The following is a 12,244-nucleotide window of genomic DNA, read 5'->3' on the forward strand; positions in this document are numbered from 1 at the left end:
GCATCGTCACGCATCTGCTGCGGTGTGGATGGCAGATCAACGAAGGACTGAAGATCGCTGTAGATACCTGACGAGGGAGCTGCCGCGCCTGATTGTCCGTCGAAGAACGGCGGTCTGGCGACGGCCCGCCGCACCGGTGCTGATTGAGCATCGTCTCGCAGCTCCTGCGGGTTGGACGGCAGATCAACGAAAGACTGAAGGCCACTGTAGATATCCGTCAAGGGAGCTGCCGCGCTCCGCGGAATTGCCCACATACTCGCATCAAAGTCCGACGGCACGCGCGGCGACCAGGTTGAGCGTGACTCGCCAGGCCTCGGCTCCCCATCCGCCTGCTCGGGGGAGATCCCCAACGCAGCGTTCGCTTGAATGACCTGCAGGTACTGCCGAAGTCTTGGGAAACTTAACTCAGCAATTCTGTGGGTTCGGAGAAAGTCACCGTAATCAGTTTGCAACGACAATCTCTGCTGATCAGTGCCGTTCAATCGACTCGCGATGCTTCCCCTCCGCTCTGTTTGAAGCCAATCGCTGAACTTTCGTCGCCTGCTGGCCAGATCCGAGATAGCTTTTCTCTGGGAAGTCGCGCCGGATCCGAGCTTGCTTAGCTCTTCCTCGGCTAGGCCATCGATGATGTGGGCGTCATCGGGATAAGGATGGAGCCGGCCCAGTGACTCCGCGCCTAGGTGCTGCCGAAGCCGATCGAAGCCCACGCCCACTTTTCCCTTGGCGTTTTTAAAGTCCGTGTAATCCTCGTCCAACGACCGTTGCTGCTGATCGGTGCCGGTGAGTCGGCTCACTATGCTCCCCCTCAACTCGCTTTGGAGCCAAGCACTGAACCTTCGTCGATTGCTGGCGAGATTTTGGACAACTTTTCTCTGGCGAGTCGCATCAGGTTTAAGCTTGTTCAGCTCTGACTTTTCTAGGTCATCAATGATGAGCGCGTCGTCGGGATAGGGATGCCTTTTCGATTGGGACTCGGCGCCCAGGAACTGCCGAAGCCGATCGAAACCCACGCCCATGTGTCGCTCGGAAACGGTAAAGTCGCTGTAGTCGTCGTTCAGTGACCGTTGCTGCTGATCGGTGCCAGTGATCCGGCTCGCTATGCTCCCCCTTTGCTCCCTTTGGAGCCAATCACTAAACCGTCGTTGCTGAGTAGCCAGCGTCTGGACCGTATGTTTCTGTTGGGGAGTGGCGTCAGGTCCGAGCTTACTCAGATCTTCGTCGCGCAGGCCATCAATGATGCGAGCGTCGTCGGGATAAGGATGATGCCTCTTCGATTGAGGCTCGGCACCGAGGAACTGCCGAAGCCGATCGAAACCCACGCTGGTTTTTCCCTCGGCTCTGGCAAAGTCGTTGTAGTCGTCGTTCAGCGACCGTTGCTGCTGATCAGTGCCGTTGAGTCGGCTCACTATGCTCCCCCTCTGCTCCCTTTGGAGCCAAGCACTGAACTTTCGTCGATTGGTGGCCATAGTCGAGACAACTTTTCTCTGACGAGTCGCCTCGGGTCCAAGCCTGCTCAGATCTTCGTCGCGGAGGCCATCAATGATGCGGGCGTCGTCGGGATAAGGCTCATGCACGGGGGCTCGACTACGCTTGGCGAAATCCATGCGAAGCTCTGAATAGACCACTTCGGACGCCAAGCCGCTCGACTTTTCCCGGCGACTTCCTCCAAAGGCCTTGCCGAGCCCTGATTTGATCCGAGAGAACAGCCCATGCGGCTTGCTGTCCCTCTTCCGCGCTTCAGATTGTGCTTCCCACGGCGCCATGTCGCGCATGCTGCTCAATGGGCTGTGCCGCAAGTCAGACCGGTAATCATTTGCAGCCGAGCCAAGCTGAGCGTGCGGAACATCGATACTGTAACGCGTGCTGCCGAACGAATCGTCCCCGAAGTTGGACCTGGGCGGCATTCGCATCGAATCACCGATCTCCGTCCGCTGCATATTTTCATGCGACCGCGCGGCTGGAGTTTCGGGGGACCTCGCCTCGGGCGAACTCTCCTCATGAGAGCGGAACTGCTGTTCACCCAATGTCTGCTCAAAGCCAGCGTGGTCCGCAGGCTCGGCATCGGCCTCTTGCCGCGCACGCTGCAGCTCCTGCTGCTCGGCGTACCAGCGCATCCAATAGTTCGGATCGTTATAGCTCGGTTCCATACCACTCTCCATAGATTAGATGACACTTCATCGCTGCCCCAAAGCCGCACTCCAGTGCTTCAAAGCAAACCGCACGCCCAGCTCGCCCAATTGAACAAACGGGAGCATTATCGTGCGACCCTCCGAGCTCGTGCCTTGCTCACATCGGCCCAGCCTCCGCTGCTGCAGAAGAACACCCGCGCTCCTGGGCAACAGGTGACCGTTCAACAGACCTTCAAATAATTCAGGAGAGACGGAAGCCAAAAACCTACCCGATCCAAAAATGCCACCGAATTGCCGCGCTCCTGCCGGACGGACCGGATGGCGACGTGTATGACACTGTACAACCTGACGCTACGTGAAGCTCAAGCTCCCATCGCTCGGCATCGCGCGCGAGCCTCCATGTCACCATCCACGCCGGGCTTGTTTGCCTCAACGGTCCGCCGAACATGGATCTCGATATGCAGGTCGAACTTTTCGAGCAGGCGCTGGACGAACTGGATGCCGATGCCGATCTGGTGAACCAGGTGCTAGAAATCACCTCGGAGGACGAGGCCCTCCACGTTCGACGTTATCGGCTTCCCGAGATCGATTAGGGCTTGCGCCGCGCGAGACCCTATTTTGAATCCACGGAGCCCGGTCGAGCCAGTCGAGCACTCGCCGCACGATTAGCTCGGCCGTCTGCTTGGCATCGCGTGCTTCTTCCGGTCGAAGATCGGGGCACAGGTCGAGTCCAAACTCGCCCGGAAAGTGGGGCTGATGGTCCGATTGTGGGAGCGAAAAGCTAAGCCGTCAGGGTCTTCAAATTCCGTAGCACGATGGCCGCACTCTCCCCGCTCGATAGACCTCTCGCCGTCGCTAGGCCGTCTGCCCGACATCACGCGGCCGGGCAGGGCCGTCGCCTTGGGACGTGAAGGGGCCGTCAGTTTCTGTGAGGAGACGATCTATCGGCAAGGAGGAGACCAGCGCCGGCCCACGGTCCGTCTGTAGCATCTGTTGATCGAGAAGTAGCAGCCGAGGTCTGCGGCCCGCCTTGCGTCCGCGGCAGACCCCGTGAACCAATGGAAGACGAATTTCGCGCGACCGTCCGGGACCTCTTCCTCAATCAAGTCGAGCACCTTGGTTGCCGCACGCACGCCGTGGATCGACAGGCTCTTGCCGCCCGCATGGGCGCAGCAGCGCAGGATGCGGCGAAAAACGTCAGTCTGACGGGCCAACGACGAGAAGTAGCGAGGACCCGCGTCGAGGCCGACTTCGCTGACATACCTCGTTTCTCCGAGAAGTCTCTCCCAGAGATCAATTTCCCGCCAACGCTCCGCCACCAACTGCGGATGCATTCCGAGTGCGGCTCCGACGTATTTCGTCGAAGAAGCCAGCATGTTATTGCGCGACCAGGCTTTGGGCGTTGTGGTGAGAAGGCCGGGACACGGATGCGGCATACCGTGCGCAGGTGGCGGCTGCATCAGCGCAGCGATCTTGAGTTGGTGGAAATTGCCAAATGGGTCCGTCCAGTCCTGATGGGCTGGGTGCGCTACTACGGGCGGTGCTATCCCTCGAAGCTTCAAGAGGGGTCGACGATACGCCAGCGGCCGGCAAACGCTTGGCAAAGGCGGGCACCCTGGCCATCAGCCGACCTCCGCTATCAGCTTGGGGAGCCGCACCAGATTATAAGCGGCAGTAGCGAAGGTAAAACCCATCCGACGCGATCACGCGCCAAGGAATCGGGTCTTCTCGTGCTCGGCGTCCTTTTTGATCCAGCCGAATGCTTCGTTAATGCGCTTGCGGATGCCCTGGCTGACGGCATTCTGCGCAAAATGCGGCGTCACGTTCATCGAGCACGCGCGGCTCATTAACGAAGTCTTCTGCAATTATCGGCTGAGGGGATTCGCCATTGCGGCCTGAACGGCTCGTTCCAAATTCGTTGCGACCGTCCGAAGAAGATTAAGCGCTGCTCTAATCTTCACACTATCTCGTTGCCCTTGTCGTATGGGCAATCTCGAGTCAAAGTAGCACGCAATTATCGAGCAGTAAGTTAGCTAGGGGCATTCGGATTCGCGGACCCGCTTGCAGCACGGATCTGGAAGATCGTTGAAGGCGCGGTCTAGCTGCTGGTATGTGCGAAGTCTCGCTTGCTGCGTCCAATCGGGTTCGATTTGATCACGCCCGAAATCTCCTGATGTGGGGCCGAGCATCCGGGCTCAGCCATCATCTAGCTCGCTCATGGCCTCATCCATATCCGACTGGGAATCACTTATGACTTGCGTGGCGACGGCAATGAGGGCCTTTTCGAACGCTCGGCGCAGTAGCGCTGCAGGCGTTCCATCGCTGCCGCTCTCGGCGGTGTCGAGGGTTACGCCAGCCTGTGGCCCTGTTGCTCCGAGATCGGCTGCACCTGCGTTCATGTCGTAACACTCAGATAGCGGCGTCGCCGCGAGATGACCTAGTCTCGTTATGCTAGCAAGGTTAGCTTGCGAAAAGCTGACGAAGATCGAGCCTCCTTAGCGACCTTCCTCTATGACCACTCCCCTCCTGCGCGATGATCGGCTGCCAGGCGGCGCGGTGAAGCGCTCCGTCCGCGATGACATCGTCGACAAGCTGGAGGAGAACTTCGTCGATCTTGCATTTGGCCTAGGCAAGATCGAGGGCATGCGCCCTGAGCAGATCCACGCCTACTTCCGCTATGTTGCTGACTGGCGACTAACCAAGTTAACTTAGAAGAGCCGAAGACCGGGGCAATCCGGAACGAGGGCGGGTTCAGCCAGAAGGCGCATGCGCTGCCGAGCTCGTCGAGATTCTCAATGGCGTCGAGCACGCCAACTTCTTCGAGGAGCTGTCACGGAGCACTCCAGGGCGGCGAGCCGCGGCAGCTGGGGCGGCGAAGACGCGGTGTGGGCGGCCTTCAGCCATATGTAGGAAATCCGAACAGCGGTTTGGTGCGTCCGCTCGTACATCTCGGACGTTCGCGGAGATCCGCTCTGCTGCTGCTTTCGGGACACAGCGGACCTGAAGCGGCATGATCTACGCGGCTCGAAATTATCATGAGCTGGACGCCCGCTCTACGGCATCGATGTGCTAAAGTGGAGGCTGATTTCCTCGTGCTGAGTTGTTTCGGTACGGGACTTCGATACGACGATCTACAATCGTTTCGATCGCTGGGCCAGGCGCAGACACTGGCAGGCGATCTTTGAAGCGTGCTCGCATGCTGCGGCAAGGACGGAGTGACTTTGTCCATCGGACGGATGGAACAGGTTTTCGCATAAGTTGGCCAAAAGGGGCCTCGAAATCCTGAGTTGAATGTAGAGAGCTAGTTTCAGGCTGACTGTGCATGTGCAATCGCGCTTAATGATCAAGGTGGTCGATTTCGCGTCGTACAGCAAACCGAAAGGCGGAGAGGCGAATAGCGCGAAGAGAGCCGGCCGGTGATCGCTCGTCTCCAGCCGTGCAGCTATCCTTCCTTGACAGATCTCTGCATTTATCAAGTGTGCCTTTAAAAAGCGAGCTTGGCCGGCGAATATCCGCCGGCCAGAGCGGCCGTCACCAAGTGCTCAGCCGTTGGGAGGGTCAATCAATCAGCCCTCGGACATGCCAGTGCTGCGGCCCGCGCTATGGTCGCTAGCGGGTGGGCGGATCTTCCCCCGAGTCTTCAGGCGAAAGGGTCAAGCCAAGCGACGGCGTGAGACGAATGAAGCCCTCTTGTCTCCATTCGGCTGTGTGAGGCACACCGAGCATGGTGAAAGACTTTGTCGGGTGGTCCTTGCTCGGCTTGACTCCGCTGCGCTCCAGCATGTCGATCTGAGCGCCTGTGGCTGTTTGGCCCGCGAAAACCCAATAGTCCTTGGCGAGACGTCCGTCCGGCATACGGAACTCGGAAAGTTCTGGCGGTGTAGCTTCGGAGGGCCCAGCTTGAGACGGTCCGGCTTGCAATGGCTGGGTGTGGGAGGGTCCGGCATGCGATGGCCCGGCGGCGTGGGACGGCCCAGCCTGCAATGGCCCGGGCTGCAACGGGCCGGCATCCATATTTTGCCATATCAGATCCTGATCGAAACCAGGATGTGCCTCAATCGCCTCAGCAATTGCCTGCTGCGAGAGGTGCTGTGGAGAGCTTTCCGGTGCTGGTTCGGCGTGGACCGCAGTCGGTGTATACGGATCATCCGGCCAACCCAAGGCTGACGAATAGGGGTGCTCAGTATCCAAGTATGGCGAATAGGGATGGCCTGCGTCCAAATATGGCGAGTAGGCGTCCCTCTGCGGCACTGGCGAGGCGACACGATGCGGCGCAGCACCACTTTGCGCGCCGTTGAGCTGCTGCTCAAAGCCGGTTGCGTCTGTCGGCGGTCGCGGTGAGTCGGGCTCTGGGCTCGTATTCGATGGAACGATTGCATTGAAGTCCATCTTGTTACTCCTTTCAAATGATGGAGCGGCTTGAGCGTTGCGAAGGCTGCCGTCCTGCGAGCTCCGAAGCAGTTGTTTGGGAGCTCACGTCGATCTTTTAAGCCTCCGAGCTAGCGTCAAAGATGGCGCTAACCACCTTCCGCTCGAGCGTCCGGTGCCTGGATGCGCACATCCATTGCGGTCGCTGGCGGCACAGCCGTCCAGACATCCGCACGCTCATACTGCGAGGTTTAGCTTTCGAAAAGCTGACGATCAAATGGACTTAAGCCAAGACAGACCGGATCGACTTCGGCCGGAGCTGTCTCGCATCATCAAGTCATTTCTGGCCTGTACCAGGTTCGCGTACGATGCCTTCTTGATGCGGCGCTTCAGAAGAATATTGGCTTTCAGGTCGTCCGCCACGAATGACCATGCTCGAGGAGCCGCGAAACAACATCAAAACAGACTCCCGCGGCGGCTTTTCGCCGGCGGCGGGACTCCGCCGCGCCTGCGCGTCCGCCGTAAGACCCTTGATCGTCTGGTCCACGAGCGCGATGAAGCGTGGCGGACCAGAAGCCAGGACGAGGCCATCTCCCGGCGCCGGCTTCACGATATACCGCTCATCGGAGATGTTGAGCGCATCGAGTGCAGTCTTGAATGCATCGAAGCTGATCGGATTCAATACAACGAGCCGGGTTTGTGCCTCGTGGGCAGCGGATATGTAGAGCACCAGCCCGTCGTAGTACCATTGAAGATTGTAGAGATTGGTCAAACGCTCAAGGAACTCTCGCGGTGGTAGGTCCGGGATTCGCCCACGAATCCGGCCCCTTACCTCGGCGCTGACATTGACCCTGATGTTGAGATTGTTGCCGAACTCCTGCAGCGCGGCGGAAAGGTCCTGATCGAGAACCGTATAGCTATAAGAGGTGGACGGTAGCGAGAGGGATGCGCCAAGCGCCCTCACCATTCCGAGACAGACGAAAGTTCCGACATAGAGAACTCTCTTCAAAATGGGCACCATCGTGGATCGGACGAGCATTCAGGCCTTCCGCCGGAGAATTAACCTGGAATTTCGCTACCACTTGGAAACCAAACGTGATCTTTCGATGACGCAATCAGCGGCATCTTCGTCAGGCTTTCGTCAGCTTGCCTAATCTACGATCTTGATCCGTTCGTCGGTCAATAACGCCTGGTCTCATTACACTAGCACAATGACTCCCTCTATGATGTTAGGCGCAACGCCATTCTCTCCCAATTCAGTCGACTGTCTTTCCAATGCCTGCTCGCCGGCAGTTCCTTGCGAGCAGACGCACTTTGAGCAGTCGCTTGCGCAAGCGGGCTCCAATCAGGCTGCTTCTGCTGCCTCCTTCCTCGCAGATAGAGCCGCAGTCGTTGCGCCGATACCGGAGATTCAGCGCGCGAACACTCTAGCAAGTCCGCCGGGGGATCGCGTGCTTCAAACCCTTTCCGCCATGTACCGGAGCCATGCCGTTCCTCCGGCGGTCGACAGCGCTCCGGCTGCTCCGAACAGCGCACAACCTGGACCGGCTGCGCAGCCGGTCTTGCAGCCGGACAACATCGGCGCACATGCGGCGGTTAAACCGGTGGGGGCAGATTTTGAGTCGATGGTGGTGAATCTGCGGGATGTCTACAGAGATGTCATTCAAGTTTCCCTCGTTTCCAAAAGCACCAGCGCCGTCAGCTCCTCGTTGAACAAGCTGCTATCGGCGGGCTGAGTGAGGCTGATGACTGGTGTGATGCAGAGTGGCGTCAGTGGCGGCCGTCAATCATGGCGGCGGCATGGCATTTGTGTTGCTCTACCGCTTCTTCTTCTTCTTCCGTTGATCGGATGCAAGGCTGATCTCTACACCAAGATTCAGGAGCGTGAGGCCAATGAGATGCTTGCGCTTCTCCTTGGCAAGGGTGTCGATGCCGTCCGTGTTGTGGCCAAGGACGGAACTAGCACAATCCAGGTCGAGGAAAGGCAGCTCGCGTATTCGATTGACCTGCTGAATGTCGAGGGGCTGCCGCGCCAATCTTTCAAGAATCTTGGCGAGGTGTTCAAAGGATCGGGCCTTGTTGCCTCGCCAATCGAGGAGCGCGCCCGTTACGTTTATGCGCTTAGCGAAGAATTGTCGCGCACGATTAGGGACATCGATGGCGTCCTTTCAGCGCGTGTCCACGTTGTTCTGCCGAAGAACGATCTCTTGCGACAAGATGCGACGCCCTCCTCGGCATCGATTTTCATCCGGCATGCCTCCAACGCGGAGCTCTCGGCGCTGTTGCCCCAAATCAAGATGCTCGTTGCCAACAGCATCGAAGGGCTTTCCTACGACAAGGTGGCGGTCGTCTTTGTGCCGGTTGAGCGGGCTCCACTTGCGCAACCAGCGGCGCAGCCAGCCAGTTCGGCCCAACCAACAAAGTCTACTTCAACGCCGTTGCTTGCGTTCGGGGTAGGGGGCGCCGGCGCCGCATTCGGCATCGTATCTTACGTCTTACTGGGCGCGCTTATTCGTCAGTTCGGACAATCATCGCGCAAACTGACCACGTTCGCCAGACGTTCGAAGGTGCCCGCTGTCCAGGCTGCTGGCAAAAAGATTATTTCTGATGCGACATAATCGGGACGCTCATGTCGGATTTGATGTCATTCACCGAACCACGCTAGCTTCTGACCGGCTGCGCGAGCTTGTTGCCTCGATCCATGCGAGCCGTTTTGCTGCGCGTCTTGATCCACTGCTGTCGCCCCCCACATTGCTGCGCCTGCAGCAGAGTTCCAGGCTGCAGCCAAGACTGGCCGAACTGCTGATCGGCAGCGAAGTGGATCTGAGCGGAGCTGGCTGGAACGACGACCCGGTACTCGCGCATAATCCGCGTCGGGCCGCCCTGCTCGCGGGCAGTATCTGGCATGCGCGCTCGGTCCTGAAGCTGGTTTCAAAGCACGACCTTTCGATTTTGGTCGAAATGATCGGTGCTGAAGCCCATGCTTTTGGTATCCGGCACCTGTCCAGTGCGGTCGCAACGACGTCGATTGTCGATCCGGAGCAACTGTCGCGACAGATCGAACACGATGGACATGCCTGTCTCGGCGCCTGGCTCAACGAGGCTTCAGCGCTTGATCGTATCCGCGTGCTTCTACGCTTGCCCGTTGGGACCGCTGCGGACAATCCCGCGGCCGAACACCGTAGGGCCGCAGGCCCACTGCTTTCCTTGGTAATGGGTCATTTGGGAACGGAGGCCGCCAGGGTATGACCGCCGATATCCCAGCATTGCTTGCGGCCCCGCAGATTCGCCCGCTCGGGCCCCTCATACCAGCAGCCGAGCTCAAGATCTGGCATGATGCCGCACACGCGCTGGCCGCTGCCGAGCGGCATCTGCAGCGCGCTCGCGGCTGGGCACGCAAAGCCTATGAGCGGGAACGGGCGCGCGGCCATGCCGAGGGTGTAAAGGCGGGCGCGGAGGAAATGGCGCGGCTGATTGCGCAGGCTGCTTGTGAACTGGCGCAGCGAAAGGCCGTCCTGGAACAGGAATTGCCGCAGCTGGTCGTTGAGATCGTGAGCGATCTGCTGGGCGCCTTTGATCCGGGCGAGATGCTGGTCCGAGGCGTTCGTTACGCCATCGAGCAGAAGTATAAGAGCACTGAAGTTTGCCTTCACGTACCCCCGCTGAAAGCCGATCTGCTGGCCAGCGAGTTCGCGGCCTGCGACGGGCGGGATGGTCGGCCCAATGTCAGGATCGAGCCGGATCCTGCGCTGACGGCGGACCAATGCGTCTTGTGGAGCGAGTTTGGCAATGTCGAGCTCGGAATTGCCGCGCAGCTCCGGGCGCTGCGTCTGGGGCTTGGTTTGCCTTCGCAGGAACGTGAGCCGTGACCACGCAACGACCAACCCATGATGCTGCGGCAGGAGAAGAGGGAGCTGTGCACGCTGCACTCTCATCCTTACGATCTTCGGCAAAGCATGTCGACACTCGCGCCGTACGAGGTCGGATCACGCGGGCGATCGGCACGCTGATCCATGCCGTGTTGCCGGAGGCCCGTGTCGGAGAACTGTGCCTCTTGCAGGATCCCCGCAGCGGTTGGTCGCGTGAGGCCGTGGTGATCGGTCTATTGCCGGACGGGGTGTTACTTACGCCGATCGGTGACATGTTCGGTTTGTCCAACCGTGCGGAAGTGGTCACGACCGGGCGAATGCAGGAAGTGCCAGTGGGCCCCGATTTGCTCGGCCGCGTGATCGACAGTTTCGGCCGTCCACTCGATAGTAAGGGCCCAATAAAAACCGGCGAAGCTCGCCCGCTGCGCGGCAGGGCGCCCAACCCTATGAAACGGCGCGGTATCGAACAGGCTTTTCCGCTCGGCGTTCGTGTCCTGGATGGGCTTCTGACATGTGGCGAAGGCCAGCGGATCGGAATCTATGGCGACGCTGGTTGCGGCAAGTCGACGCTGATGTCACAGATTGTAAAAGGCGCGGCGGCCGATGTTACCATAGTCGCGCTGATCGGCGAACGTGGCCGAGAGGTGCGAGAGTTCATCGAGCGTCATCTTGGCGATGCGCTGCGCCGTTCGGTCGTCGTCGTTGAGACCTCTGACCGTTCGGCCATGGAGCGGGTGCAATGCGCCCATATGGCGACGGCACTGGCCGAATATTTTCGTGATCAAGGCTTGCGCGTCGTTCTGATGATGGATTCATTGACACGCTTTAGTCGCGCCATGCGTGAAATCGGCCTTGCCGCAGGAGAGCCTCCGACCCGGCGCGGCTTTCCGCCATCCGTCTTTGCGCTACTGCCGGGCCTATTGGAGCGTGCCGGCATGGGTGAGCATGGCTCCATCACGGCCTTCTATACCGTGCTTGTCGAAGGTGACGATACCGGCGATCCAATCGCCGAAGAATCTCGCGGGATTCTTGACGGTCATATCATTCTCTCACGCGCGCTCGCCTCGCGAGAGCATTTTCCGGCAATCGATGTGCTGTCGAGCCGGAGCCGCGTCATGGATGCAATCGCATCTGTGCCGCATCGCAAGGCGGCATACTTGTTCCGTGATCTGCTCTCGCGTTACGCTGATGCCGAGTTCTTGATCAAGGTCGGCGAATATAAGCAAGGCTCCGACCCGCTGACGGACCGGGCGATCGCGTCGATCGAGGAGTTACGAACGTTCCTGCGCCAGGGTCAGGACGAGGCGGGCAGTTTTGAGGAGACGGTCGCATGGATGTCGCGTCTGACCGCCTGAATCCCATTGATGCTTCGAAATTACGGCTCGTCAAGGACATTAGGGAGCGGAGCGCGCTCCGTGAAATGTCCAACATGGAAGCCAAGCGCCGCATCGCGGTTCAAGCCGTCGAACAAGCTTCCGAGCATCTTGCAAACGCCGAAAGACACCGCACAAGCGTCGAAGCCGAGATTTATCGGGAAATGTTATCAGTCGATGTGATATCCGTCACCGAACTCGAGCGCCGCTGCCATCTCGTCATTGGGCGGCTCACGGCCGAGATCGGATCGGCGCAGAAAACGCTTGACGAGGCACGTACCGCTCAATGCCAGGCCGAGGCTGCGGTTCTTGCGGCGCGGACTCTCTGGGCCAAACGTTCGGCGGCGAGCCACAAATGGCAAGAGATCGAGCGCGATGTTCAGCGCATCACCAACGCTCATTTTGAAGCCGCGGCCGAAACCGAAGCCGATGATGAGATCTTGCTTCGGTATCGGAGAGGCTCGCCTACCCAAATGGGAGGCGAGCCGACGTGATGGCCAATTCT

Annotated in this window: 11 protein-coding genes and 4 pseudogenes; 10 read left to right on the forward strand and 5 right to left on the reverse strand. The window is 59.3% G+C overall.

The window, feature by feature from the left end:
- Window positions 1–2,147 (reverse strand): annotated as a pseudogene (locus CQ12_RS33110) (Ulp1 family isopeptidase); the annotation flags it as partial.
- Window positions 2,148–2,587: 440 nt separating this feature from the next.
- Here CQ12_RS33110 and CQ12_RS47320 point away from each other — a divergent pair.
- Entirely contained in the window at window positions 2,588–2,722 is a 135-nt protein-coding gene (locus tag CQ12_RS47320; RefSeq protein WP_283807431.1) for a hypothetical protein, read from the forward strand.
- Between the two features lie 348 nt (window positions 2,723–3,070).
- Here the strand turns inward: CQ12_RS47320 and CQ12_RS46925 are convergent, their stop codons facing one another.
- A complete protein-coding gene (locus tag CQ12_RS46925; RefSeq protein ID WP_057839482.1) occupies window positions 3,071–3,505 on the reverse strand; it encodes a TatD family hydrolase in 435 nt (144 codons plus the stop codon).
- Window positions 3,506–3,556: 51 nt separating this feature from the next.
- Here CQ12_RS46925 and CQ12_RS47325 point away from each other — a divergent pair.
- Window positions 3,557–3,679 (forward strand): annotated as a pseudogene (locus tag CQ12_RS47325) (group II intron maturase-specific domain-containing protein); the annotation flags it as partial.
- 72 nt (window positions 3,680–3,751) lie between these two features.
- Here CQ12_RS47325 and CQ12_RS46935 read toward each other — a convergent pair.
- Window positions 3,752–3,989 (reverse strand): annotated as a pseudogene (locus CQ12_RS46935) (IS5/IS1182 family transposase); the annotation flags it as partial.
- A 651-nt stretch (window positions 3,990–4,640) separates the two neighbouring features.
- Between CQ12_RS46935 and CQ12_RS46940 the strand changes: the two are divergent.
- A complete protein-coding gene (locus tag CQ12_RS46940) occupies window positions 4,641–4,841 on the forward strand; it encodes a hypothetical protein (RefSeq protein WP_245310270.1) in 201 nt (66 codons plus the stop codon).
- A 411-nt stretch (window positions 4,842–5,252) separates the two neighbouring features.
- Window positions 5,253–5,359 (forward strand): annotated as a pseudogene (locus tag CQ12_RS47810) (IS5/IS1182 family transposase); the annotation flags it as partial.
- A gap of 379 nt (window positions 5,360–5,738) precedes the next feature.
- On the opposite strand, the gene CQ12_RS45320 reads toward CQ12_RS47810, so the two are convergent.
- Both CQ12_RS45320 and CQ12_RS33140 read right to left on the reverse strand, forming a co-directional pair.
- Window positions 5,739–6,518, reverse strand: a complete 780-nt coding sequence (locus CQ12_RS45320) for a hypothetical protein (RefSeq protein ID WP_198164317.1) — start codon at window positions 6,516–6,518, stop codon at window positions 5,739–5,741.
- Window positions 6,519–6,834: 316 nt separating this feature from the next.
- Window positions 6,835–7,536 carry a secretin N-terminal domain-containing protein gene (locus CQ12_RS33140; protein ID WP_198164318.1) on the reverse strand — a complete coding sequence of 234 codons (702 nt, stop codon included), beginning with the start codon at window positions 7,534–7,536 and terminating at the stop codon, window positions 6,835–6,837.
- Window positions 7,537–7,723: 187 nt separating this feature from the next.
- On the opposite strand from CQ12_RS33140, the gene CQ12_RS45325 reads away from it, so the two are divergent.
- The 6 genes from CQ12_RS45325 to CQ12_RS33170 are packed head-to-tail and all read left to right on the forward strand — an operon-like array spanning window position 7,724 to window position 12,233.
- On the forward strand, window positions 7,724–8,233 hold the full coding sequence (locus CQ12_RS45325; RefSeq protein WP_245310271.1) for a nodulation protein NolB: 510 nt from the start codon (window positions 7,724–7,726) through the stop codon (window positions 8,231–8,233).
- Between the two features lie 9 nt (window positions 8,234–8,242).
- The gene (gene sctJ / locus CQ12_RS33150) at window positions 8,243–9,115 is read left to right on the forward strand and encodes a type III secretion system inner membrane ring lipoprotein SctJ (protein WP_057839486.1); all 873 of its coding nucleotides are present in this window, start codon (window positions 8,243–8,245) and stop codon (window positions 9,113–9,115) included.
- Window positions 9,105–9,746 (forward strand): hypothetical protein, encoded by a 642-nt coding sequence (locus CQ12_RS33155; RefSeq protein ID WP_057839487.1) that lies wholly within the window; start codon window positions 9,105–9,107, stop codon window positions 9,744–9,746. Before sctJ ends, CQ12_RS33155 begins: the two co-directional genes overlap by 11 nt.
- Window positions 9,743–10,366 carry a type III secretion system stator protein SctL gene (gene sctL, locus CQ12_RS33160; RefSeq protein ID WP_057839488.1) on the forward strand — a complete coding sequence of 208 codons (624 nt, stop codon included), beginning with the start codon at window positions 9,743–9,745 and terminating at the stop codon, window positions 10,364–10,366. Before CQ12_RS33155 ends, sctL begins: the two co-directional genes overlap by 4 nt.
- Entirely contained in the window at window positions 10,363–11,721 is a 1,359-nt protein-coding gene (sctN, locus tag CQ12_RS33165) for a type III secretion system ATPase SctN (RefSeq protein ID WP_057839489.1), read from the forward strand. Before sctL ends, sctN begins: the two co-directional genes overlap by 4 nt.
- Entirely contained in the window at window positions 11,697–12,233 is a 537-nt protein-coding gene (locus CQ12_RS33170) for a hypothetical protein (RefSeq protein ID WP_057839490.1), read from the forward strand. The genes sctN and CQ12_RS33170 overlap by 25 nt, the downstream gene beginning before the upstream one ends.
- Window positions 12,234–12,244: the final 11 nt, after the last annotated feature.

It is taken from the genome of Bradyrhizobium jicamae (genome assembly GCF_001440395.1).
GTDB classification, from domain to species: Bacteria; Pseudomonadota; Alphaproteobacteria; order Rhizobiales; family Xanthobacteraceae; genus Bradyrhizobium; species Bradyrhizobium jicamae.